At 68.8% G+C, this 24,912-nt stretch carries 18 protein-coding genes; 11 read left to right on the forward strand and 7 right to left on the reverse strand.

Translation table 11 applies throughout. The features are described 5' to 3' along the window. The first annotated feature begins 23 nt into the window (after positions 1 to 23). From AC5Y36_RS09970 to AC5Y36_RS09980, 3 genes are all read left to right on the forward strand, one after another. Positions 24 to 1,844 (forward strand): phosphoenolpyruvate carboxykinase (GTP), encoded by a 1,821-nt coding sequence (locus AC5Y36_RS09970; RefSeq protein WP_500040722.1) that lies wholly within the window; start codon positions 24 to 26, stop codon positions 1,842 to 1,844. 127 nt (positions 1,845 to 1,971) lie between these two features. Next, a complete protein-coding gene (gene fadD4 / locus AC5Y36_RS09975) occupies positions 1,972 to 3,489 on the forward strand; it encodes a fatty-acid--CoA ligase FadD4 (RefSeq protein ID WP_500040723.1) in 1,518 nt (505 codons plus the stop codon). Next, positions 3,486 to 4,490: an enoyl-CoA hydratase/isomerase family protein gene (locus AC5Y36_RS09980; RefSeq protein WP_500040724.1), complete on the forward strand. Its 1,005-nt coding sequence runs from the start codon at positions 3,486 to 3,488 to the stop codon at positions 4,488 to 4,490. Before fadD4 ends, AC5Y36_RS09980 begins: the two co-directional genes overlap by 4 nt. Here the strand turns inward: AC5Y36_RS09980 and AC5Y36_RS09985 are convergent. Further along, entirely contained in the window at positions 4,453 to 5,718 is a 1,266-nt protein-coding gene (locus tag AC5Y36_RS09985; RefSeq protein ID WP_500040725.1) for an NAD(P)/FAD-dependent oxidoreductase, read from the reverse strand. The genes AC5Y36_RS09980 and AC5Y36_RS09985 overlap by 38 nt on opposite strands. Positions 5,719 to 5,804: 86 nt before the next feature. Here AC5Y36_RS09985 and AC5Y36_RS09990 point away from each other — a divergent pair, with 86 nt between their 5' ends. Beyond that, the gene (locus tag AC5Y36_RS09990; RefSeq protein ID WP_500040726.1) at positions 5,805 to 6,455 is read left to right on the forward strand and encodes a TetR/AcrR family transcriptional regulator; all 651 of its coding nucleotides are present in this window, start codon (positions 5,805 to 5,807) and stop codon (positions 6,453 to 6,455) included. Here AC5Y36_RS09990 and AC5Y36_RS09995 read toward each other — a convergent pair. Next, positions 6,452 to 7,618, reverse strand: a complete 1,167-nt coding sequence (locus AC5Y36_RS09995; protein WP_500040727.1) for an acyl-CoA dehydrogenase family protein — start codon at positions 7,616 to 7,618, stop codon at positions 6,452 to 6,454. The two genes, AC5Y36_RS09990 and AC5Y36_RS09995, sit on opposite strands and share 4 nt — an antisense overlap. Positions 7,619 to 7,667: 49 nt before the next feature. Here AC5Y36_RS09995 and AC5Y36_RS10000 point away from each other — a divergent pair, with 49 nt between their 5' ends. The 4 genes from AC5Y36_RS10000 to AC5Y36_RS10015 all read left to right on the forward strand — a co-directional run bounded on the left by AC5Y36_RS10000 (position 7,668) and on the right by AC5Y36_RS10015 (position 15,208). Continuing rightward, positions 7,668 to 8,651: a MaoC family dehydratase gene (locus AC5Y36_RS10000; RefSeq protein WP_500040728.1), complete on the forward strand. Its 984-nt coding sequence runs from the start codon at positions 7,668 to 7,670 to the stop codon at positions 8,649 to 8,651. Between the two features lie 5 nt (positions 8,652 to 8,656). Then, complete coding sequence (locus tag AC5Y36_RS10005) at positions 8,657 to 9,778, forward strand: CoA transferase (RefSeq protein WP_500040729.1); 1,122 nt, start codon at positions 8,657 to 8,659, stop codon at positions 9,776 to 9,778. Beyond that, the gene (locus AC5Y36_RS10010; protein WP_500040730.1) at positions 9,772 to 11,064 is read left to right on the forward strand and encodes an amidohydrolase family protein; all 1,293 of its coding nucleotides are present in this window, start codon (positions 9,772 to 9,774) and stop codon (positions 11,062 to 11,064) included. Before AC5Y36_RS10005 ends, AC5Y36_RS10010 begins: the two co-directional genes overlap by 7 nt. 256 nt (positions 11,065 to 11,320) lie before the next feature. After that, positions 11,321 to 15,208, forward strand: coding sequence for a PGRS repeat-containing protein (locus tag AC5Y36_RS10015; protein WP_500040731.1), 3,888 nt, complete (start codon positions 11,321 to 11,323; stop codon positions 15,206 to 15,208). 74 nt (positions 15,209 to 15,282) lie between these two features. Here AC5Y36_RS10015 and AC5Y36_RS10020 read toward each other — a convergent pair whose 3' ends face one another. The 3 genes from AC5Y36_RS10020 to AC5Y36_RS10030 are packed head-to-tail and all read right to left on the reverse strand — an operon-like array spanning position 15,283 to position 18,436. Next, positions 15,283 to 16,446 (reverse strand): acyl-CoA dehydrogenase family protein, encoded by a 1,164-nt coding sequence (locus tag AC5Y36_RS10020; RefSeq protein WP_500040732.1) that lies wholly within the window; start codon positions 16,444 to 16,446, stop codon positions 15,283 to 15,285. Positions 16,447 to 16,448: 2 nt separating this feature from the next. Continuing rightward, positions 16,449 to 17,558, reverse strand: a complete 1,110-nt coding sequence (locus AC5Y36_RS10025; protein ID WP_500040733.1) for an acyl-CoA dehydrogenase family protein — start codon at positions 17,556 to 17,558, stop codon at positions 16,449 to 16,451. Next, a complete protein-coding gene (locus AC5Y36_RS10030; protein ID WP_500040734.1) occupies positions 17,555 to 18,436 on the reverse strand; it encodes an alpha/beta hydrolase in 882 nt (293 codons plus the stop codon). The genes AC5Y36_RS10025 and AC5Y36_RS10030 overlap by 4 nt, the downstream gene beginning before the upstream one ends. A 138-nt stretch (positions 18,437 to 18,574) precedes the next feature. On the opposite strand from AC5Y36_RS10030, the gene AC5Y36_RS10035 reads away from it, so the two are divergent. Beyond that, positions 18,575 to 19,759 (forward strand): alpha/beta fold hydrolase, encoded by a 1,185-nt coding sequence (locus AC5Y36_RS10035; RefSeq protein WP_500040819.1) that lies wholly within the window; start codon positions 18,575 to 18,577, stop codon positions 19,757 to 19,759. Positions 19,760 to 19,802: 43 nt separating this feature from the next. Beyond that, positions 19,803 to 21,218 carry a WS/DGAT/MGAT family O-acyltransferase gene (locus AC5Y36_RS10040; protein ID WP_500040735.1) on the forward strand — a complete coding sequence of 472 codons (1,416 nt, stop codon included), beginning with the start codon at positions 19,803 to 19,805 and terminating at the stop codon, positions 21,216 to 21,218. A gap of 132 nt (positions 21,219 to 21,350) precedes the next feature. On the opposite strand, the gene fadD12 is transcribed toward AC5Y36_RS10040, so the two are convergent. Continuing rightward, entirely contained in the window at positions 21,351 to 22,976 is a 1,626-nt protein-coding gene (gene fadD12, locus AC5Y36_RS10045) for an acyl-CoA ligase FadD12 (RefSeq protein WP_500040736.1), read from the reverse strand. 4 nt (positions 22,977 to 22,980) lie between these two features. Further along, positions 22,981 to 23,796, reverse strand: a complete 816-nt coding sequence (locus tag AC5Y36_RS10050) for a 1-acyl-sn-glycerol-3-phosphate acyltransferase (protein WP_500040737.1) — start codon at positions 23,794 to 23,796, stop codon at positions 22,981 to 22,983. A 79-nt stretch (positions 23,797 to 23,875) separates the two neighbouring features. On the opposite strand from AC5Y36_RS10050, the gene AC5Y36_RS10055 reads away from it, so the two are divergent. Next, the gene (locus tag AC5Y36_RS10055) at positions 23,876 to 24,718 is read left to right on the forward strand and encodes an arylamine N-acetyltransferase family protein (RefSeq protein WP_500040738.1); all 843 of its coding nucleotides are present in this window, start codon (positions 23,876 to 23,878) and stop codon (positions 24,716 to 24,718) included. Positions 24,719 to 24,912 lie beyond the last annotated feature (194 nt).

Raw genomic sequence — 24,912 nt, forward strand, 5'->3', positions numbered from 1 at the left:
GGCAATCTACACAGGAGAGTTCGATGACTTCAGCGACCATTCCGGGTCTGGACACCGCGCCGACCAAGCACCAGGGTCTGCTGGCCTGGGTTCAGGAGGTCGCCGAACTCACCCAACCCGACCGCGTGGTCTTCGCCGACGGCTCGGACGAGGAATGGCACCGGCTCTGCGGCCAGCTGGTCGACGCCGGCACCTTCAAGCGGCTCAACGAGGCCAAGCAGCCCAACTCCTACCTGGCGCTCTCCGACCCCTCCGACGTCGCCCGGGTGGAATCGCGCACCTTCATCTGCTCGGAGCGTGAGGTCGACGCCGGGCCCACCAACAACTGGATGGACCCCAGCGAGATGCGGTCCACCATGACCGAGCTGTACCGGGGCTGCATGCGCGGCCGCACCATGTACGTGGTGCCGTTCTGTATGGGCCCGCTGGGTGCCGACGACCCCAAGCTGGGCGTCGAGATCACCGACTCCGAGTACGTCGTCATCTCGATGAAGACCATGACCCGGATGGGAACCGCGGCGCTGGAGAAGCTCGGCGACGACGGGTTCTTCGTCAAGGCGCTGCACTCGGTCGGGGCGCCGCTGGAGCCCGGGCAGCCCGACGTGCCGTGGCCGTGCAACGACACCAAGTACATCACCCACTTCCCGGAGACCCGGGAGATCTGGAGCTACGGCTCCGGCTACGGCGGCAACGCGCTGCTGGGCAAGAAGTGCTACTCGCTGCGGATCGCCTCGGCGATGGCCCACGACGAGGGCTGGCTGGCCGAGCACATGCTGATCCTCAAGCTGATCTCGCCGGAGAACAAGGCCTACTACTTCGCGGCGGCGTTCCCGTCGGCGTGCGGCAAGACCAACCTGGCGATGATCCAGCCGACCATCCCGGGCTGGCGCGCGGAAACCCTGGGCGACGACATCGCCTGGATGCGGTTCGGCAAGGACGGCCGGCTCTACGCGGTCAACCCCGAGTTCGGTTTCTTCGGGGTGGCACCGGGGACCAACTGGTCCTCCAACCCCAACGCCATGCGCACCATCGCCGAAGGCAACACCATCTTCACCAACGTCGCACTCACCGACGACAACGACGTCTGGTGGGAGGGGCTGGAGGGTGAGCCCGAGCACCTGATCGACTGGAAGGGTCAGGACTGGGTGATCCGGGAGACGGAAACCAAGGCCGCGCACCCGAATTCGCGCTACTGCACGCCGATGTCGCAGTGCCCGATCCTGGCGCCGGAGTGGGACGACCCGCAGGGCGTGCCGATCACGGCGATCCTGTTCGGCGGGCGCCGCAAGACCACGGTGCCGCTGGTGACCCAGGCCCGCGACTGGCAGCACGGCGTGTTCATCGGCGCCACCCTGGGCAGCGAGCAGACCGCGGCCGCCGAAGGCAAGGTCGGCGCGGTGCGCCGCGACCCGATGGCGATGCTGCCGTTCATGGGCTACAACGTCGGCGATTACATGCAGCACTGGATTGACGTGGGCAAGAATTCCGACGAGTCCAAGATGCCGAAGGTGTTCTTCGTCAACTGGTTCCGGCGCGGCGAGGGCGGCAAGTTCCTGTGGCCGGGCTTCGGCGAGAACAGCCGGGTGCTCAAGTGGATCGTCGACCGCATCGAAGGCACCGGAGGCGGCACCAGCACCCCGATCGGCACCGTGCCCTCCGCCGCCGACCTGGACCTCGACGGTCTGGACGTCGACGCGGCCGATGTGGACGCGGCGCTGGCGGTGGACACCGATGAGTGGCGCGACGAGCTGCCGCTGATCGAGGAGTGGTTCGAGTTCGTCGGCGACCGGCTGCCCACCGGCATCCGCGACGAGTTCGACGCGCTCAAGCACCGCCTGGGGTAGTCCCCTATTTGCGCGAGCGTGCGCAGTTGTACAGGTTCGGGCCGGTTTTGCGTACATCTACGCACGCTCACGGGGGAATCCCCGACCACTTGACAGGTGTCAAATCTGTCGGCGGTAGTCTCAGCGCATGCAGATCCGCGAACACCTGGGCGCCGACAAGCCGGCCGTCATCCTGCACCCGTCCGGCGTCGTCATCACCTTCGAGGACCTCGAGGCCCGTGCCAACCGGCTGGCCCACTTCTTCCGCGCCTCGGGACTCTTCGAAGGCGACGTGGTCGCGATCCTCATGGAGAACAACGAGCACATCCACGCGGTGATGTGGGCGGCCCGGCGCAGCGGTCTGTACTACGTGCCGATCAACACCCACCTGACCGCGGCCGAGGCGGCCTACATCATCGACAACAGCAGCGCCAAGGCGATCATCGGCTCGGCCGCGCTGCGCAAAACCTGCGAGAACCTGGCAGGCCAGCTGCCGGGAGGTCTGCCGGAGCTGTTGATGATCGCCGATGACGATCTGGGCGGCTGGCTGCGCTACCCGGAATGCGTTGCCGAGCAACCCGATACGCCGATCGGCGACGAGATCGAGGGCGACCTGCTGCAGTACTCCTCGGGCACCACCGGGCGACCCAAGGGCATCAAGCGGGCACTGCCGCATGTGCCGCCCGCCGAGGCGCCGGGTTTGATGTCGATGCTGGTCGACGTGTGGATGGGGCCTGGCGCGGTGTATCTGAGCCCGGCGCCGCTGTATCACACCGCGCCGTCGGTGTGGTCGATGCAGGTGCAGGCGTCCGGACTGACCACCGTCGTGATGGAGAAATTCGACCCCGAGTCCGCGCTCGACGCCATCCAGCGCTACCGGGTCACCCACGGCCAGTTCGTGCCCGCGCACTTCACCCGGATGCTGAAGCTTCCGGCAGCAGTGCGGGATTCGTACGACGTGACCAGCCTCAAGCGCGTCATGCACGCCGCGGCGCCCTGCCCGGTGGAGATCAAGAAGCAGATGATCGACTGGTGGGGGCCGATCGTCGACGAGTACTACGCCTCCTCGGAGGCGCACGGATCCACACTGATCAGCGCGGAGGACTGGCTGGCCCACCCGGGCTCGGTCGGCAAGCCGATGCTCGGCGCCGTGCACATCCTCGACGAGGACGGCAACGAGCTGCCGCCGGGACAAGCCGGCGAGATCTACTTCGAGGGCGGCAACACCTTCGAGTATCTGAATGATGCTGAGAAGACGTCGAAGTCGCGCGACAAGCACGGCTGGATGACGGTGGGTGACGTGGGCTACCTCGACGACGAGGGCTACCTGTATCTCACCGACCGGCGCCACCACATGATCATCTCCGGCGGGGTGAACATCTACCCGCAGGAAGCGGAGAACATGCTCGTCACGCATCCGAAGGTGTTGGACGCGGCCGTGTTCGGGATACCCGACGACGAAATGGGTCAGAGTGTCAAGGCCGTCGTGCAGACCGTCGACCCGGCCGACGCCACCGATGAGTTCGCCGACGAGCTGCTGGCCTGGCTGCGGGACCGCCTGGCACACTACAAATGTCCGCGGTCGTTGTCGTTCGAGGCGCAACTGCCGCGCACCGATACCGGCAAGCTGTACAAGAACGAACTGGTGGCGAAGTACTCGGCATGACGCTGCGCATTGTTGACCTGTCGGCGCCGCCGGAGGTCGACCATGCCGCCGGGTTGACGGGTCCGGTCGTAGCCGTCGGGTCCATGCGTGACGCATCCCAATTCTGGCTGGAAAACGCGACTTTCAGCCTCACCAGGGACAACACCAGCGATCGTCGGGTGATCACCGTCGCCTCGCTCGACGTCGCCGTCGACGAGCTGACCGCGCGGCTGGCGCGTTGGCCGCAGGCCGGCGCGGTCTGCGACGACGTACTGCGCGCGGTGGACGCCGGCGGTCCGGCCCCGGCCGGCATCGTGACCGAATCACTGGCCTACTCGACGCTGCAGTCCGGGCCGGAGTTCGCCCGCTGGCTGGACGACCGCGGACCCGCCCAGGCGCCGGAGCTACCCCACCCGGTGCTGTGCGACCGCGACGACGGCACGTTGCGCGTCGTGTTGAATCGGCCGGGACGGCACAACGCGTTTTCCACCGATGCGCGCGCGGCACTGCTGGAGGCGTTGACCATGGCCCGCCTGGACCCGTCGATCGTCGAGCTGGTGTTATCCGGAAACGGGCCGTCCTTTTGCAGCGGCGGCGACCTGGCCGAATTCGGTTCCTTCGACGATCCGGCCAGCGCGCACCTGGCCCGCACCCGCTACAGCCCGGCGCTGATGCTCGACGAACTGGCCGCCCGACTGGGCCCGGCGTTGCGGGCCGAGGTACACGGCCGTGTGCTGGGCAGTGGACTGGAGATGGCATCTTTCTGCCGAACCGTTACCGCTCAGCGTGATTCGGTATTCGGGCTGCCGGAGCTGGCATTGGGGCTGATCCCGGGAGCCGGCGGCACCGTCAGCATCACCCGGCGCATGGGGCGGTGGCGCACCGCATATCTGGTGCTGTCCGGGCGCACGATCGGCGCCGACACCGCGCTGGCGTGGGGCTTGGTGGATCGAGTATCGGACAGCCGAAGCCCTTGTCATGAACCTAAATTCGGTGGCGCCGGCGGGATACCTCATCCTTGACCGCCGAGGTGATCTCACGCAGGGTGGCACCCATCAGGTCCGGCCGGTCGCGCAGTGCGCGGGCTGCGGCTTTGACCATCCGGGGCTTGCCGAGAAGTTGGGCGGGACGCAGGTCATGGTTGAGCACGCCCAGTAACTGTTGGGTGGCGACCGGGTCCGACGAGGTGTCGCGCAGAAAGCGGGTGACCAACGGCGTCGACGCACCCGGCACACCCATATCGTGGGCAAACCAATACATCTCATAGGCGTCGCGGTCACGCCACCGCCACCACCGCTGAAGCTGCGCGTCCAGGGTTGCGGCTGCCCACCCGGACATGATCGATTCGGCGAGGTGCTGCGCCTGCCGCAGCGCATCGGAAATGCCCTGCGCCGGCGTGAAATCCTTGAAATGCCCGGCGTCTCCCACCAGAACCCAGCCGGGCCCGGCGCTCTGGCGGAAGTAGCCGTGCCAGTTCGTCATCACCCGGATCGGTCCCACCCGCCGGGCACCCGACAGCAGGTCGGCGAGTTCCGGCCAGTGGGCCAACCCGCGGCTGAAGTGGCGATCGCGGTCGGTGAGCAATTCCGCCTGCCGGGCGATGTCGATCGCCATACCGGCCATGTACAGCCCACCGTCGGTGGGGGCGGCCAAGAACCCGTACTCACCGAGCCGTCCGAGTCGTAATCGGCCGTCGCGATCGGTGACTCCGTCGAAGTACGCCCACGCCGGCAGGCGTCCGGGTGGCGTGGGCAGGTATTCGGCTGCGCCGGTCGACGCGGCGACCACCGAGCGGCACCCGTCGGCACCGACGACCAGCCGGGCGGACACCGGGCCTCGGGAGGTCTGCACGCCCGTCACCCGGCCGTCGTCCCGGGTCAATCCGGTGACGCGGCAGCCGGTCCGGACCTCGGCGCCGGCCCGCGTGGCCGCCTCGACCAGCAGTGCATCGAGGGTTACGCGTCGCACACACAAACCCGGCCGGGCAGACGTCGCCTCGACGCGTACGTCCTCGTTGACCAGCGTGACGCGGTCCAACGGTACGGCGCCGGCGGCCCGAACGGCATCGAGGACGCCGAGGTCGTCGAGAGCCTGGACGCCGCAGGGCTGAATGACGTGCGTCGACGGTGTTTCGCTGGGGAACTTCGCCCGGTCCAGCAGGCAGACCCGCAGGCCATGGCTGGCGAGGGTGATCGCCAGCGGCGAGCCCGCGCAGCGCGCCCCCACGATCGCCACATCGAAATCAGCCACCAGCCGCTCCTCGGTCTTACCAATGGTAAGTATGACGCAGACGGTGAAACTTATCAATGGTTAGATCGCGCGTAGGCTAGTCAGCCATGAGCACCGAGCAGCCGCGCCGCTACCATCACGGCGACCTGGTCCGGGTGGCGATCGACGGCGCCGTCGAAGAGGTCAACACGGTCGGAATCGCGGCGGTCAGCATGCGCCGCATCGCCCGCCGCGCCGGGGTGTCACATGCCGCGCTGGCCTACCAGTTCGGCGACAAGACCGGGATTTTCACCGCGGTCGCCACCGAAGGGTTTCGGTTGGCGTCGGAGATGATCGGCGCGGCCGCGACCGGACCCGACGGGTTCATGCACGGCGGCCAGGCCTACGTGGCCTTCGCCCTCACCCACCCCGGGTATTTCGAGGTGATGTTTCGCCCCTACCTGTACCGACTCGATGACCCCGAGCTGCTCGCCGCCCGCGACGCGGCGTTCGACATCCTTTACGGCACCGCGCGCGCGAGCCTGCAGGAACACCGCACAGGCGAGGTCAGCGACGACGACGTCGTCGGGCTCGTCATGGCGGGGTGGTCGATGTCGCACGGATTCGCGACCCTGTTCCTGAACGCCAATCTTCCCGAGCGCCTGCACGCCGATCCGGCCGTCACCGCCGGCCTGCTGTTGAAAGGCGCTGTCACGCTCGGCGAATTGGTCCAGGACGGTCAGAATCGCGGCACTTCCGGGCGAGGCGCGACGCCCTAGATCCCGCCGCGCGCCACCAGTTGCGCGGCGATGACGTTGCGCTGGATTTCGTTGGTGCCCTCGCCGACGATCATCAGCGGCGCGTCCCGGAAGTAGCGTTCGACGTCGTACTCGGTGGAATACCCGTAGCCGCCGTGGATGCGGACCGCGTTGAGCGCGATCTCCATCGCCGCCTCGGAGGCGAACAGTTTGGCCATCCCGGCCTCCATGTCGCAACGCTGCCCGCTGTCGTAGCGTTCGGCGGCGTAGCGGGTGAGCTGGCGGGCGGCGGTCAGTTTGGTCGCCATCTCGGCCAGGTAGTTGCCGACGCTCTGATGCCTCCAGATCGGCTGGCCGAAGCTCTCCCGCTGCTGTGCGTAGGCCAGCGCGTCCTCCAGTGCCGCCGTCGCCACCCCCAACGCGCGGGCCGCCACCTGAATCCGGCCCGTCTCCAACCCCTTCATCATCTGCGCGAATCCCGCACCGGGCGTCCCGCCCAGCACCGCCGACGCCGGCACGCGGCAGTCATCGAAGTTCAGCTCGCAGCTCTCCACCCCCTTGTAGCCCAACTTGGGCAGGTCCCGCGAGACGGTCAGCCCGGCAGTCGGGTTGTCCACCAGCAGCACCGAAATCCCGGTGTGGCGCGGGGTGGCATTGGGATCGGTCTTGGCCAGCAGCGCGATCAACCCCGAGTAGCGGGCGTTGGAGATCCAGGTCTTGGAGCCGTTGATCAGCAGGTCGTCCCCGGACCGCGCCGTGGTGGTGGCCATGTTCTGCAGATCGCTGCCGCCGCCGGGTTCGGTCAGCGCCATGGTGGCCCGCACCGCACCGGTGGCCATGGCCGGCAGGTAGCGCCGCTTCTGCTGCTCGGTGCCGAACAGCGTGAGCAGCTTGGCGACTACGGTGTGCCCGCCCATGGCGCCGGCCAGGCTCATCCAGCCGCGGGCCAGTTCCTGGGTGACCAGCACGTAGCACGGCATCGACACCGGTGATCCGCCGTACTCCTCGGGCACGGCCAGGCCGTAGATGCCGATGTGCTTCATCTGCTCGATCCAGGCCTGCGGGTAGGCGTTGGCGTGCTCGACGTCCCGGACCGTGGGCTTGACCTCGCGGTCGATGAACTCGCGGACGGTGGCCACCAGCATGGCTTCCTCGTCGCTCAAGGCGTGCACGTCGCTGCTCATCGGTCACCTTCCGGATGTCAGGCTTGGTACCGCCATACTGGCAGGTGTGATGAGCGGCGGCGGACCCTACTTCGACGAGCTGACGGTCGGTCAGGTGTTCGACGCCGCACCGGCGATGACGCTGACGGCCGGTATCGCGGCGGTCCATCAGTCGATCCTGGGGGACCGGCTGCGGCTGGGTCTGGACGCCCGATTGGCCCACGCGGTCACCGGGGCGCCCGGGCCGCTAACGCATCCGGGGCTGGTATGTGACGTGGCGATCGGGCAGAGCACGCTGGCCACCCAGCGGGTCAAAGCCAATCTGTTCTACCGCGGGCTGCGTTTCCACCGGTTCCCGGTGATCGGAGACACCCTGTATACCCGAACCGAAGTCGTTGGTCTGCGGGCGAACTCGGCCAAGCCGGGCCGGGCGCCGACCGGTTTGGCGGCGCTGCGGATGACTACCATCGACCAGGCTGATCAACTGGTGCTCGACTTCTACCGCTGTGCCATGCTGCCGGCCCGTCCCGATTGGAGCCCCCGGGAGGGTGGCGACGATCTGTCCGGTATCGGGGACGACACCGCGCCGGCCGACGCGACCGCAGGCTGGAACGGTGACGCGTTCCGCCAGCGGGTGCCGGGCCCGCACTTCGACGCCGGGCTCGCAGGCACCGTGCTGCACAGCACCGCCGATGTGGTGTCCAGCGCCCCCGAACTCGCCCGACTCAGCCTGAACATCGCTGCCACCCACCACGACTCACGCGTCGGCGGACAGCGGCTGGTGTACGGCGGACACACCATCGGGCTGGCCTTGGCGCAGGCCACCCGGCTACTGCCCAACCTGGCAACCGTGCTCGGCTGGCATTCCTGTGATCACACCGGACCGGTCCACGAAGGCGACACGCTCTACAGCGAGCTGACGGTGGAATCAGCTGAGCCGGTGGCCGACGGCGGTGTGCTGGGCCTGCGCTCGCTGGTCTACGCGGTCAGCGCGGCGGCAGACGAGCCAGACCGGCAGGTGCTGGACTGGCGGTTCACCGCCCTGCAATTCTGAAGCCCATGGGCACTCTCGGCATCCCCGCCGCGGTGCTCGCCCATGCCCAACACACCGCCGCCGGTATCGGTGGCCGCGTCGCCGGACTAGGCGGGCGACCGCTGGCCGTCGACGCGGCGGAGATCCTCACCGGCCGTGCCGCGCTGCTGGACCTGGCACCGGCTGGGCAGACGTCGGCAGGCGGAGCCACCCGGTTGCTGTCCGCCGCCGACGGATGGTGGGCGCTCACCTTGTCCCGCGCCGACGATCTCGACGCCGTGCCGGCACTGTTGGAATTGCCGGACGTCGGCCCGGACCCGTGGTCCGCGTTGACGGCGGCCTCGGTGCATCGGTGTGCGGCGGACCTGGTGGAGCGCGCTCGGCTGTTGGGCCTGCCCGCGGCCGTCCCCGGGGAGCACCCGCCGGGGGCGCCACGCGTCTTGTCCCGCAACGCGTCTGCGCCGACGGATCTGACCGCCCTGCTGGTCGCGGATCTGTCGTCGATGTGGGCCGGACCGCTGTGCGGGCGGCTGCTGGCCGCCGCCGGCGCCACCGTGGTGAAAGTGGAAACCCCCGGCCGCCCGGACGGCACCCGCGCCGGCAACCGCCACTTCTTCAATTGGATGAACAGCGAAAAGCTCTGCTATGCAGTGCGACTCGACTCATCAGAGCTGGCCGATCTGCTCGCCGCGGCCGACGTCGTGATCGAAGGCTCCCGCCCGGGCGCCCTGGCCCGCCGCGGCCTCGGCGCCGACCAGTGCCCGTCGCGACCCGGCCGGGTGTGGTTGCGGATCACCGGATATGGCCCCGAACATCCTGACCGGGTCGCGTTCGGCGACGACGCCGCGGTAGCCGGCGGACTGCTGGGCGCAGACCCCGACGGACCGTTGTTCATCGGTGATGCGATCGCCGACCCGCTGACCGGGTTGGAAGCCACCGCCGCGGTGTTGGACAGCCTGGCCCGCGGCGGCGGCGAGATCATCGACATCGCCATGGCCGCGGTCGCGGCCGGCTACGCGGCGCTGCCGTCGGCGACGGGACCGGAAGCCGCCGCTCGAATCCCGGTGCTGCCCCCGCCCGCGCGCCCCCTGGGCGCGGACAACGCGACGGTGCGACGGCTGGTCACCGGGCGCGGGATCCGATGCTGATCCGCGGCGGCACCCTGCTTGACGGCCGGATCGTCGATGTCCGGGTGGCAGACCGGATCGTCGATGTCGCCGCCACGCTCGAGCCGCAACCCGGTGAACAGGTTCTCGATGCGCGGCACGGCACCGTGCTCCCCGGTCTGCATGACCACCACCTGCATCTGCGGGCCGCCGCGGCCGCGCTCGATTCGCTGCCGGTCGGGCCGCCCGCGGTGCACACGAAAGAGGAGCTGTGGCACGCATTATCGGCAAGCGCCGCCGGTGCCGACGGCTGGATCCGGGCGGTCGGCTACCACGAATCCGTCGCCGGCGACCTGGATCGGTTCGCCCTGGATGCTCTGCTGCCCGACACTCCGGTGCGGGTCCAGCACCGCAGCGGCGTGCGGTGGATCCTCAACTCCGCCGGCCTGATCCGGCTCGGGCTCGCGGGGCACCCCGATGGGCGGCTGCGCAGCACCGACAGCTGGGCAAGCGCGCTGCAGCGACGCCACACGGATCTGGCCACGCTGAGCGCCCGGCTCACCGGCTTCGGTGTCACCGGGGTCACCGACGCGACACCGGATTTGGGTGCCGACGACATCGATGCCCTGCTGGTCGCCCACCGCAGCGGCGAATTCCGCCCCCGCACAGCATTTCTGGCCCCGGGAAAGAAGATCCTGCACGACGACGGGCTCGACCTCGACGGACTGACCGACTGGATCCGCGATCGGCACCGTGCCGGGCATCCCGTGGCGCTGCACTGCGTCACCGCCGCCCAGCTGCTCGTCACCCTGGCCGCGTTGCGGGCCGCGGGCACTGACCCGCGCGACCGTATCGAGCATGCCGCGATCGTGTCCGACGACACCCTCGCTGACCTCGCCGAACTGGGCGTCACCGTGGTCACCCAACCCAATTTCATCGCCGAGCGGGGCGACCAGTACGTACGCGATGTCCCCGCCGACGAACACCCGCAGCTGTGGCGGGTCGCCGGGTTGATCAACGCTGGGGTCTCGGTGGCCGGCAGCACCGACGCCCCATTCGGGGCGCTGGATCCGTGGGCGGCCATCCGCGCCGCGGTGCACCGCTCCACCGGCTCGGGAACGGTGCTCGGCGCCGATGAACGCATTGCACCGGGTCGGGCATTACAGCTGTTTCTCGGTCGTCCCGAAGAGCCGGCACGCCCCCGCAGCGTGGCCGCCGGTGAACCCGGCGACCTGTGTGTGCTGCACATCCCACCCGGTGAGGCGCTGGCCGAACTCCATGCCGACATGGTGGCGGCCACCGTGATCGCCGGCCAGGTCGTGAGCTGATCCCAGCTGAGAGCAGCCTGGCAGATCTTCGCGACCGGCATTTTCGGGAATCCGCTACCGGCGGCCCGCTGAACGCGGCTGAGTGCGGCAACGGTGACTTTCGGGACCCGTATGGAGACCAATGGTGCACCCGACCGTCCATAAGCAAACTGTCAGGATGAAATAGCCCGATTTCGTTGACTGACAGTCGGCTGATCAGTATGTTAGCGCTCACTAAGAGCCCTGTTAATGGGGTGTAACGAAAGGTTCACGGGGGATGGCTGCTCGTCGGGGTCGGTCGGGTCGTTCGGGTCGGGTTGTGGGGGCTGCGGCTTCGGTTGGGGCGTTTTTGGCGTTGGGGTTGGGGCCGTTGGGGTCGGTTCCGGTGGCGCAGGCTGATGAGTGGGATTGGTTGACGGATTTGTTTGATGTGTCGGCGTGGGTGCCGGCGGGGGATGTGGGTGTCGGGGATGGGGCGCTGAATCTGTTTGATCCGGCGAGTTGGGGTGGGTCGTCGGTTGATTTGGCGGATTGGGGTGTGGGGGGTTCGGCGCCGGCGTTGGCGGTGGATCCGGTGGTGTTTGGTAGTGGGAATTGGTTTGAGCAGGTGGTGTATCAGCCGTGGCATGACGGTGTGGAGAGTTTGATCAATAACCCGGTGATGGCGCCGGTGTATGAGGGTCTGAATCAGTTGTTTGCCCCGTTGACGGCCGCTACTGGGGCGTGCGGGGTGATTTGTGATGGTGTGGATGGCACGGCGGCCGACCCTGATGGTGGTGCGGGGGGTTTGTGGTTCGGTGATGGTGGGGATGGTTGGGATTCCACGCAGGCCGGGGTTGCTGGTGGTGCGGGTGGGGATGCGCTGAGTTGGTTCGGTAATGGTGGTGCCGGCGGTGATGGTGGTGCCGGGGCTGATGGTGGCGCCGGTGGTGTGGGTGGCACGTGGTTCGGTGATGGTGGTGCCGGTGGTGATGGTGGTGCCGGGGATCTGGGTGTCAATGGTGGTGCCGGCGGTGCCGGTGGTGTCGGTGGTGATGTGGCCGGCCAGTACTTCGGGACTGGTGGTGTCGGCGGTAATGGTGGGGCTGCGGCGGCGTTAAGTGGTGCGGCCGGCGGTAATGGTGGTGCCGGTGGTCAGGGTTTGACGTATGGCAATGGCGGGTTGGGCGGTAACGGGGGTGCCGGCGGTTCGGGGGTGACCGGGACGGCGGGTACTCAGGCCAGCCCTGATGGTGGTGTGGGTGGTACCGGTGGTCATGGTGGCCGTGGTGGTGATGGCGGCACGGCGGGCTGGTTCTTATCTGATGGTGGTGATGGTGGTCTGGGCGGTAACGCCGGGGCTGGTGGTCATGGCGGGGCGGGCTGGAATTCCACGGATCCGTTGCTGGCCGGTGGTAATGGTGGCGCGGCCGGTGCCGGGGGTATCGGCGGCGACGGCGGTAACGGCGGTTTGGGTGGGGACGCGGGCCGCGGGATCGGTGAGGGCGGTGACGGCGGGAACGGCGGGACCGGTGGGGATGCCGGGATCGCCGGTAATGGTGGTAACGGCGCGGATGGGACCGCGGCTAACCCCGATGGCAGTGCCGGCGGCAATGGTGGGGCGCCGGGTGTCTTCGGGGCCGGCGGGCACGGCGGGCATGGCGGCCCGGCGTATCCCAATGACACCAACGCTCTTCCCGGTGCGGATGGCCAAGACGGTGCGGCGGGCAATCTGGTGACGGTGATCCAGGGCAACGGCGGTAACGGTGGTGACGGTTATGACCCGGCCAGCGACCCCAACGCCCTGACCGGCGCGTCCGGCGGTAACGGCGGGGCCGGTGGTGACGGCGGCGCGCTGGGCAACGGCGGTGATGGCGGTGTCGGCGGCAACGGCATTGCTGGTGGTGATGGTGCGGCGGGGACGTCGGGGGCCCTCGGCACGAACCAGGGCGCGCCGACGGCAGGTCAGGCCGGTGGCTCCGGCGGTAACGGTGGGGCTGGTGGCAACGCCGGCTCGTTGGCGAGCAACCATGCCGGTAACGGCGGCGCCGGTGGTAGCGGCGCTGATGGTGGTGCCGGTGGTGCGGGGTTCAATGCCGGTGATGGGGTGCAGGGCAGTCTCGCTGGTGCGACCGGGGCTGTCGGTGGCGCCGGCGGTAACGGCGGTTCGGGCGGCGTCGGCGGAAATGCGGTCAATGGCACGGCCGGTTCCGGCGGTGATGCCGGGACCGGCGGCAACGGTGGTGCCGGTGGTGCCGGTGGTGTCCTCAACGACACTGTCAGTTCGCCGGACGGCACCGGGCCCGGCGGCGACGGCGGTGCCGGCGGCGATGGTGGAAGCGGCGGTGCCGGTGGCACCGGCGCTTTGGGTGACGGCACCCGCGGCGACGGTGGCGACGGCGGTAGCGGCGGCGACGGTGGCGCGGTTGCCCAGGGTCAGAACCTGTCGCAGTACGCGCCCAATGGTCCGGCGCACAGCCCCGGCGGCAATGGTGGTGCCGGTGGTGACGGTGGCCAGGGCGCTATCGCCGGTGATGGTGGTGACGGCGGCGATGGTGGTTCTGGTGGTGCCAGCAACCCGGATATCGATCACGGGGTGCCCGGTGGCGGTGTGAGCGGCGGTGCCGGCGGTAACGGTGGTGCCGGCGGCGATGGTGGTGCGGCGATCTCGACTGCCGACGGCGGCAACGGCATCGGCGGTAACGGTGGTGACGGTGGTGACGGCGGACACGGCCAGGACGGTGAGTCCGCGGCCGCCCTCGATGCCGCGAAGGCCTTCAACGCCTACGGCAACCAGGACGGTGGCGCCGGCGGTAACGGTGGCGCGGCCGGTAACGGTGGTGCCGCGGCGGGCCCGGGTGGTCAGGCCGGCAGCGACGGGACCATGGGTAACGGTGGCGCCGGCGGTAACGGTGGTGCCGGCGGAATCTTCGGCAGCGGCAACTATGCCGGTGCGCACAACGGCGGTAACGGTGGTGCTGGCGGCAACGGTCTGGTCGGTGGTGCGGGCGGCAACGGCGGTGCCGGGGCCGACGGCACCACTGCCTACCCCGATGCCACCGCCGGTGGTGACGGCGGTGCCGGTGGCAACAGTGCCGGTGAAAACGTGGCGGGCGCCGACGGAGGTACTGGCGGTGCCGGCGGTAATGGCGCCGGCAACGTCACCGGGGTGACCGGCGGCGGTGCGGGTGGTAACGGCGGGGCCGGAGGTGCAGGAGGCACCGGCGTGCACATCGGCGGCAATGGCGGCGCCGGTGGCGACGCCGGTGACGGTGGCTCAGGTCAGATCGGTGCTGCTCCGTCAACCGGTCTGAGCACTCAAGGCAATGGCGGTGGCTACGGCGGCATCGGCGGGGCCGGTGGCGCGGGTGGCGCCGTTACCGCTGCTGACGGTATCGGTGGCAACGGCGGCCAGGGTGGCGCCGGCGGTGACGGCGGTGTGTCGGGTGCGGCCCAGCACACCGACAGCGGCCACGCGTACTCGCAGCATGCTCAGTTCGGGGGCGCAGGCGGTGCAGGTGGTGCAGGTGGTTCAGGTGGTGTCGGCGGAGTCAACGGCCACGTCGGTGACGGTGCCGATGGTGGCGCCGGGGGCAACGGTGGCGACGCTTTCACCTCGGTGCCCACGCCCTACAACAACGGCCTGGTTGACGTCGCGGGTGGCGCTGGTAACGGTGGCAACGGCGGCGCCGGTGGCGCTGGCTTCAATCCCGGCAGCGGCGGCGACGGCGGTAACGGAGGCAACGGGAACACCGTCACGGTCAACGGGCCTGGAGGTACCGGATCGACAGGTGTCACGGGCAGCGGCGCCATTCCGGGATACGGCGGCAATGGCGGCGACGGTGGGGCCGCGATCGGTGCGGGTACCGGCGGGGCCGGTGGTGACGGTGGAGATGGCGGTCTCGCCGGCGGCGACAACGCCAACGTGGTGGCCGCGACCGGTGGCGCCGGTGGGGCTGGTGGCGCTGGTGGCGCCAGCGACACCGGAACCGGTGGTACCGGCGGGACCGGCGGCGACGGCGGCGACAGCGAAACCACGGGCGGCGGCACCGGGGGCGTCGGCGGCACTGGCGGCAACGGCGGTGCATCCGGGGCTACGGCCGGCGACCTCGGCGCACCCGCCAGCCCCGTCAACGGGGCGACCGGTGGGGTCGGTGGCGCCGGCGGCGACGGCGCCACGCCTTAGGCGGCACGCAGCACCGAACAACGGGAAAGCCCCGCACGCAATGGCGCGTGCGGGGCTTTCCCGTTTGTCGGCCTTTAGAACGGCAGATCGCGAAACGGGGTGTCGCGGTGTGGATCCGGCTCCTTGGGCAGGCCCAGCACCCGCTCACCGATGATGTTGCGCTGAATCTGATCGGTGCCGCCGCCGATCGAGGTGAAATAGGCGTTGAGCGTGCGGAAGGTCACCGCGTCACCGACCGGATTGTCCGGGCCGCACAGCATCGACTCCGAGCCGATGATCTCGGTCTCCACCCGGGCGGTTTCGTGCAGAATCCGCGACATCGCGATCTTGCCCAGTGCCAACAGCCTGCCCGCCTCGGCCCGATCGGCGCTGGTCTTGGCCCGCTGGTTGTTCCACCGGTTCACCGTCGCCAATGCCTCCACCCGCGCGATCTGCTGGCGCACCGACGCGTCGGAGAGCCGGCCGGCCTGCCGGGCCAACTCCACCAGCTTGCTCTGCGACTGGGCCTGTAACCGCTTACCGCCCTTGGAGGTCCGCGCCAGATCGCCCATCAGGCGTCGCTCATACCCCAACGCCACCTGCAGCACACCCCACCCGGCGTTGAGCTCGCCGACCCGGTTGGCGTCGGGCACCCGGGCGTTGGAGATGAACACCTCGTTGAACTCCGATTCACCGGTGATCTGGTGGATCGGGCGCACCTCGACCCCGGGCTGACGCATCGGCAGCATGAAGAAGCTGATCCCGCTGTGCTTGGTCACGTCCCAGTCGGTGCGCGCCACCAACATGCCGTAGTCGGCAGTGGTGGCGAACGACGTCCATACCTTCTGCCCGTTGATGATCCAGTCGTCGCCGTCGCGATCCGCGCGGGTACGCAGGCCGGCCAGATCCGATCCGGCGCCCGGCTCGCTGTAGAGCAGACACCATTTGCTCTCACCCCGGATGGACGGGGGGATCAGTCGCTGTTTCTGTTCCTCGGTTCCACAGTCGTGCAGGGTGCAGGCGAACAGGTTGGCCCGATCATGCCCGGTCCCTGGCGCGCCGACAGTATTGAATTCTGCTGCCACCAAACGTGATTGCCGATCGGAAAGCCCGCGACCGTAGAGCTCGGGCTCCCAGCTGGGTACGGCCCAGCCGGCATCGACCACCGCTCGGGCATAGGCCGCCCGGTCGACGTCCGCAGTCCAGTTGGCCGCCAGCCATTCGGAGACCTCGGCGCGCAGTGCCTCATCGTCGCTCATGGTCACGCTCCGATCTGCTGCAGGTAGCGCTCACGGTGCCAGGACGGGCTGCCCAGCAGCTGGGCGTCGCTGCGGGCCCGGCGCAGATACAGATGGGCGGGATGTTCCCAGGTGAAACCGATCCCGCCGTGCACCTGAATGTTGGTGGCCGCGACGAACACGAACGCATCCGCGCAATACGCCTGCGCCAGAGCAAGGTCCGCCAGCCGCGACGGCGCCGCCTCGGCGAAGGAGGCGGCGACCACGCGAGCGGCCGAGGTCGCCGACTCGGACTCCAGCAGCATGTCGGCGCACAGGTGCTTGACGGCCTGGAAACTGCCGATCGCCCGGCCGAACTGATAGCGGGTCTTGGCGTAGTCGGCCGCCATCGCCGTGGCGCGCTGCGCGCCGCCGGCCTGCGCGCTCAGCAGCGCGACCGCCGAACGGTCCAGCGCCGCGGTGAACGCCGCCAACCCGGCACCCTGTCGGCCGACCAGGCGGGCGGGGGTGTCGACGAACTGCACCCGGTACTGCTTGCGGGTGGCGTCCACGGTGCTCAGCGGCGTGACGTCGAGACCGGTCGCGCCGCGTTCCACGGCGAACACCGCCGGGCCGGCGTCCGTGCCGGCCAGTACATACAGCACGTCGGCCACCGCCGCGTCCAGCACGAAGTGCTTGTATCCGGTGACATGCCAGGCGTCGCCGATGGCACCGGCCGATGTCGCGATGCTCTCCGGGGGCCGGGCCGAACCGTCCTCGGCGTAGGCGATGGCGGCGATCAGCTCGCCCGCGGCGATCCGCGGCCAGACCGCTGCCTGCTCGGCCGGATCGGCAACCTCCGCCAACAGATTGACGGCCAGCACCGCGGTCGCCAGGAACGGGCTGACCAGCAGCGAACGGCCCATCTCCTCACACACGATGCCGATCTCCACCGGGCCCGCACCGGCCCCGCCGTACTCTTCGGGAATCAGCAGCCCCAGCAGGCCCATCGCCGCCAGATCCCGCCACACCGACGCGTCGAATCCGGTATCGGACGCCATCAGCGCCCGCACCTGCTCCTCACCAGAGTGCTTGGCCATCAGATCGGCGACGGCGTCGCGCAGCGCCCGCTGCTCGTCGCCGCTGGCCGTCATGCGAAGGCCTTGTTGAGGCTGGCGCACTGGCTGCCGAAAAACGACCGCGAGACCGACGCGCGCGCCACCAGCCGATCGAACCCATGAAAGGCGCCCGGGACGACCTCGAGGTGGCACGGCACCCCGGCGTCGCGCAGCCGCTCCGCGTAGGTCAGGTCCTCGTTGTAGAACAGGTCCAGGGTGCCGATGCCGATCCACGCCGGAGCCAGCCCGCTCAGGTCGGCGTTGCGGGCCGGTACTGCCAGCTGCGGATCGGCATCGCCCAGGTAGGCGCCCCAGCCGAACTTGTTGCTGCCCGGATTCCACAGCCGGTAGTTCGGATTCGGGGGCAGCTCCGCACTGCGGTCATCGAGCATCGGGTACACCAACAGCTGTAGCGCCGGCTGGATTTCGGCACGGTCCCGGGCCAGCAGTGCCAGCGCGGCGGCGAGCCCGCCCCCGGCGCTGGCCCCGCCGATCGCCACTCGAGCACCGTCGACCGCCGGCAGCCCGGCCAGCCAGGTCAGTGCCGCGTAGCAGTCCTCCAGCGCGGCCGGGTACGGGTGTTTGGGTGCCAGCCGGTAGTCCACCGACGCGACCGTGATGCCGAGTTCGCGGCTGAACTTCCGGCACAGTGCGTCGTCGATGGACGCGTCGCCTATCACGTATCCGCCGCCGTGGATCCACAACAGCGCGGGCGCCGGGCCGGCGTCGGCCGGGCGGTAGAGCCGGACTCCGACGCCCGATGCCAGGGTGAGCACCTCGATGTCCTTGGCGGTGCGACGCCCCGTCACGCGGCTGAGGCCTTGCAGCACCGGCAGCGTGCGGGGACCGATCCCGCCACGGGGCAGCAACCGGGCGACGCGACGCAGGTCGGGATGGAACTCACGGTTGGGCATCAGCCCAGTATTGCGCTCCCGCCAACATGCGGTTGCGACGACCCGGCGGCATTGTGAATGACCCGACATCGGGCGGGGTACGCTCCGGAAATGACGGTTGGACCGCGCCCTCGGCGCACTGAAACCATCACGCCCGCCATGACCCGGCGGGCCCGCTGGTTCCTGCGCGCCCGCCCCGCTGACTACATGCTGGCATCCAGCGTGGCCCTGGCTTCCCTCCCGGTGATCGGCAAGCGCCTGGAGCCGCTGGGCGGCGTCACCGCGATGGGCGTCTGGGGTGCACGTCAGGTGCCCAGCTTCTGGTCCAGCACCGCGAAATCCTGGTTCACCCCTGGCATCGGCGCCGTCCGCAAGCAAGAGCGTGACCAGACCCGCGCCGTCGCCGACGCCGCGCTGCGCGGCATCGTGCCGGCCGCCGATCTCGACATCGAGTGGCCGCAACCCGAGCGCACCCCGCCGGTGTGGCGGGCCCTGGAGCATCGCCGCCACCTGTACCGCAGCTCGGTCCAGTACGGCAGCGACCCGGCCCAGTTGCTGGACGTGTGGCGCCGCGCTGATCTGCCCGACGGGCCGGCCCCGGTGCTGATCTTCGTGCCGGGCGGTGCCTGGGTGCACGGCAGCCGGCTGCTGCAGGGCTACGCCCTGCTGTCGCACCTGGCCGAGCAGGGCTGGGTGTGTCTGTCCATCGACTACCGGGTCGCCCCGCATCACCGCTGGCCGCGCCACATCACCGATGTGAAAACCGCCATCGCCTGGGCGCACGCCAACGTCGACAAGTTCGGCGGTGACCGCAATTTCGTCGCGGTCGCCGGTTGTTCGGCCGGCGGTCACCTGGCCGCGCTGGCCGGGCTGACCGGCAACGACCGGGAACTGCAGGCCGACCTGCCCGACGGCTCCGACACCGCAGTGGATGCGGTGGTCGGCATCTACGGCCGCTACGACTGGGAGGATCGGTCCACCCCGGAGCGGGCGGACTTCGTCGACTTCCTGCAGCGGGTGGTCGTCAAGAAGACCATCAAGCGCAACCCCGAGCTGTACCGCAAAGCCTCACCGATCGCGCGGGTGCACCCCAAGGCCCCGCCGTTCCTGGTGATCCACGGCAGCGCCGACTCCGTCATCCCGGTCGAGCAGGCCCGCGACTTCGTGGCGCGGCTGCGGTCGGTGTCGTCCTCGGCGGTCGGCTATGTCGAGCTGCCCGGCGCCGGACACGGCTTCGACATGACCGACGGTGCCCGCACCGGTGCGATGGCCACCGCAATCGGGCTGTTCCTCAACCAGATTCACCGCAGCCGAACGCTGATCGGGACCAAACGAGTCATTTGATCACCACCCGCATGTATGGTCCCTGCATGGCGGTGACCCGGTAGTGAAGCGGTTGAGCGGGTGGGACGCGGTCCTGCTCTACAGCGAGACTCCGGGCGTGCACATGCACACCCTGAAAATCGCGGTCATCGCCCTCGATGAAGACCACCGAAACTTCGGCATCGACGACTTCCGCCAAGTCATCCACAGTCGGCTCTACAAGTTGGATCCGTTCCGCTACCAACTGGTCGACATCCCCTGGAAGTTCCACCACCCGATGTGGCGGGAGAACTGCGATGTGGACCTGACCTACCACATTCGGCCGTGGCGGCTGCCCGCGCCGGGCGGTCGCCGTGAACTCGACGAGGCGATCGGTGAGATCGCCGGCACCCAGTTGGACCGCAGCCGGCCGCTGTGGGAGATGTACTTCATCGAAGGGCTGGCCGACAACCGGATCGCGGTGGTCGGCAAGATTCACCACGCGCTCGCCGACGGCATCGCCTCGGCCAACCTGATGGCCCGAGGGATGGACCTGACCACCGGCCCACAGGCCGACCGCGACTCCTACCGGACCGATCCCGAACCGACCCGAGGGCAACTGATGCGGTCGGCGTTCGGCGATCACATGCGCCAACTGGGCAAGGTGCCGGCGACCATCGGCTACACCACCGCGGGTATCGGGCGGGTGCGTCGCAGCACCCGCAAACTGTCGCAGCTGACCCGGCCGTTCGCCCCGCCGCCGACCTTCATGAACCATATGATCACCGCCGAACGTCGTTTCGCCACCGCGACTTTGGCGCTGGCCGATGTCAAGGCAACCGGAAAGTCACTGGGCGCCACCATCAACGACATGGTGCTGTCCATGTCGGCGGGCGCGTTGCGTCGCCTGCTGCTGCAGTACGACGGCGCCGCCGAACACCCGCTGCTGGCGTCGGTGCCGATGAGCTTCGACTTCTCCCCGGACCGCATCTCCGGCAACCGATTCTCCGGAGTCCTGGTGGCGCTGCCGGTGGAGGCCGACGACCCGTTGGACCGGGTGCGGCAGGCCAAGGAGGCGGCCACCAGCGCCAAGGAAAGCCACCAGCTGATGGGGCCCGAGTTGATCAGCCGATGGTCGAACTACATGCCGCCGGCGCTGGCGGAATCGATGTTCAAGAAGCTGGACACCCCAGACGTACAGAACAAGATGCTGAACCTCAACATCTCCAACGTCCCCGGCCCGCGCGAACGCGGCCGGGTGGGTGGCGCACTGGTCACCGAGATCTACTCGGTGGGTCCGTTGACCGCGGCCAGTGGGGTGAACATCACGGTGTGGAGCTACGTCGACCAGATCAACATCTCGGTGCTGACCGACAACGCCAGCGTGCGCGACCCCCACGAGATCACCGACGCCATGGTCGAGGAGTTCATCGAAATCCGCAGGGCTGCGGGGCTTTCCGATGAGCTGACCCATGTGGAAACCGCGATGCCCCCGGCGTGAGTCGTCTGTACGCACCGAGTGGCATTCTCACGACGTGACACGCCGCTGAGGCGTCGGGCAAATGCCACTCGCAGCTGGTCGGCGACGAACTAGTGGTGTCGTCGAGCACACGTCTTCGACACGACCGCGCGATCAGGCCCGGGCTTGCAACTCCCGCCGCAGCACCTTGCCGGTGGTGTTGCGCGGCAATTCATCCAGCACGGTGATGTCGCGCGGCACCTTGTAGTTGGCCAGGTTGTCGCGGACATGCTGCTTGAGATCGTCCGTGGTCACCTGTGCCCCGAGACGCAACACCACAAACGCCACCAGCCGTTGCCCGTAGGCGTCGTCGTCGACACCGAGCACCGCCGCCTCGGCGACACCGGGGTGTGCGGTCAGCGTCTTCTCCACCTCGATCGGGTAGACGTTCTCGCCACCGGAGACGATCATCTCGTCGTCGCGGCCCACCACGTACAGCCGGCCTGCTTCGTCGAGCCGCCCCAGGTCGCCCGACGCCATGAAGCCATCGTGAAAGTCCTTGGTGGCCCCTTTGGAATCTGATGTGTAGCCGTCGAACTGGTTGGAGTTGCGCACGAAGATCTGACCGACCTCGCCGGTGGGCACCGAACGGAACGCGGCGTCCAGGATCCGTATCTCGGTGCCCACAGCTGGTTTGCCCGCGGTATCGGGCGCCACTCGCAGATCCGCGGGGGTGGCGGTGGCGATCATGCCGGCTTCGGTGGCGTTGTAGTTGTTGTAGATGACGTCGCCGAACTCGTCCATGAACGCGGTCACGACGTCGGGACGCATCCGCGAGCCGGACGCGGTCGCGAACCGCAACGTCCGCCCGCTGTAGCGGCGTCGCACGTCCTCGGGCAGGTCCATGATCCGGTCGAACATCACCGGCACCACGCACAGGCCGGTGGCGCGGTGCTCATCGATCAGCGCCAGGGTGGCTTCCGGGTCGAACTTGCGCCGGGTCACCACCGTGCAGCCCAACGACGCGGCGAACACCAGCTGGGAGAAGCCCCAGGCGTGAAACATCGGCGCGACCACCACCGTGGTTTCCTCGGTGTGCCAGGGAATCCGGTCGAGGATCGCCTTGAGCTCGGTCATGCCACCGCCGGAATGCTTGGCGCCCTTGGGAGTGCCGGTGGTTCCAGACGTCAGCAGGATCAGCTTTCCGGTGCGGCCCCACACCGGGCGCCGGCCGGCATGCGTGGTGATCAACGCCTCGACGGTGTCGTGCCCGGTGGGGGCGTCGGTCCACGCGACGATCCGGCGACACGAGGTGCGCCCCGACAGCGCCGCATCCACCGAGTCGGTGAACTCGTCGTCGTAGATGACCGCGTCGACCGCTTCCCGCTCGACGACCTCGGCCAGCGCGGGACCGGCGAAGGAGGTGTTCAGCAGCAGCACGTTCGCGCCGATGCGGGTGGCGGCAATCAGCGCTTCGACGAAGCCGCGATGGTTGCGGCACATCACCCCGACGACCGCGGGTGCCCCGCCGGGAAACCCTTGCAGGGCAGCGGCCAACGCGTCGGCGCGCTGGTCGAGTTGGCGGAAGGTCAGCGTGCCCAACTCGTCGACGAGGCCGGGCCGATTCGGGCAGCGCTGCGCTGACATGGTGAAGCCGCTTGTGATGGAGAGGTTTTCGCGGCGTGCGGCGGCGGCGATGCGCAGGTACTTATCCGGTCGCAGCCCGGCGATCATCCCGGCCCGGGCCATCGTGGTCAGCAGTCCACCGGCTTGGGTGAGCCGGGTCAGCACGTCGAGCATCGGATCAGCCGATGACCGGGAAGCGACGCTGGGCGGCCAGCTTGTCCAGCGCCTGCTGCATCACATGGCGCACGTGCGCGTCGACGGCGTCGATGTCAGGGTCCTCGCCGAAATCCGAGATGTCGATCGGCTCGAGCACCTGGGTGACGATCTTGGTGGGCAGCGGCAGGTTGACCGGAAGCACCGCGGACAGCCCGAACGGGAAGCCCACCGAAATCGGCATGATCTTGGACCGCATCAGCTTGTCCAGCCGCAGCATCTTGGCCAGACCGGTACCGCGGGACAGGTAGAACTGGGTCTCCTGCCCACCGATGGACACCGTCGGCACGATCGGCACGCCGGCGTTCAGCGCGGCTCGGATGTAGCCGGTGCGCCCGTCGAAGTCGATGGTGTTCGCCTCCAGGGTGGGGCGGTACGCGTCGTAGTCACCGCCGGGGAAGACCACGACCACTCCGCCGGAGCGCAGCGCCTCGTCGGCGTTGTTGTGGTTGGCGCGGATGAATCCGGTCTTGATGAAGAAGTCGGCGGTCGGCCCGGTGAAGATGACGTCGTGGCTCAGGGTGTACACCGGCCGGTCATAGCCGAACTTCTCGTAGAAGTCGGCGGCGAACACCGGAACGTCCATGGCGAACATGCCGCCGGAGTGGTTGGAGACCACCAGGGCGCCGCCGGGCGGGAAGGTCTCCAGGCCGTGCACCTCGCTGCGGTGATAGGTCTTCAGGAAGGGACGAAGCAGTCCCATCACCTTCTCGGTGAGCAGCGGATCCCACTTGGCGGTGGGCGTCAGGGTGACGTCTGCGTCGGTGTCCGGTGCGTTCACCGGGTACCCCCTTCAAATTGGAACGTGTTCTAGTTTTTCCCATAGTACCCGGTCCGGGCGGGTTGTTACCATCACCGCTGTGGCTGCCGAACAGGTCTTCGACCGCGCGGCGTATTTCGACCGCATCGGATACACCGGCGCTGGTGAGCCGACGCTGGAGACCGTGAGCGCCCTGGTCGCCGCGCACAACCGAAGCATTCCGTTCGAGAACCTCGACCCGGTGCTCGGTATCCCGGTGTTCGACCTGAGCCCGGCGGCATTGACCGACAAGCTGGTGCGGCGCCGACGCGGCGGTTACTGCTATGAGCACAACAACCTGATCGGGTATGCGCTGACAGACCTCGGGTTTCGCGTCGACCGGCTGATCGGGCGGGTGGTGTGGATGGATCCGGCCGGCCTCGACGGCCCGCCACACTCCGAGACGCATCAGGTGCTGGCGGTGCGGCTCCCCGGCGCCGACGACCCGTACCTGGTCGACGTCGGTTTCGGTGGGCAGACCCTGTCGTCGCCGATCCGGCTGGCCACCGGCGAGGTCCAGCAGACCCGCCACGAGCCGTACCGGTTGCGGCCGCACGGAGGCAACTGCCTGCTGGAGGCGTTGGTCGCGGGCACCTGGCAGCCGCTGTACATCTTCTCCACCGAACCGCGGCCGCTGATCGACAGCCAGGTCGGGAGCTGGTACGTCTCGACGCATCCGAACTCGATATTCGTCGTCGGCCTCAGCGTCGCGCTGGTCACCGATGAGGCGCGATGGAACCTGCGTGGCCGCAACCTGGCCGTGCATCCCCGCGACGGTGCCACCGAACGCATTCGGTTCGACACCGCCGCTCAGGTTTGTGAGGAGCTGACCGAGCGGTTCGGCATTGACCTGGCCGGATTGGGTGACGTCGAGGCCGGCATCGCCCCGCTCCTCGACAGCTGAGCGACGGCCCGCACACGGGCAGACCTGCTGGCCTTGAGGATCCGTTGAATCAGACTATTCGCCGAGTTTGGCAAGATTTTCCGGGCGGCGCAGGCGGTGTTGGTGGCGCCGGCGCCCCTTAATCCGCAACCGCGGAGTCGGCGATCGCGACACCTGACGAACAGCCCCGGACGCTTTGGCGTGCGGGGCTGTTC

Source organism: Mycobacterium sp. NGS50 (genome assembly GCF_059812545.1).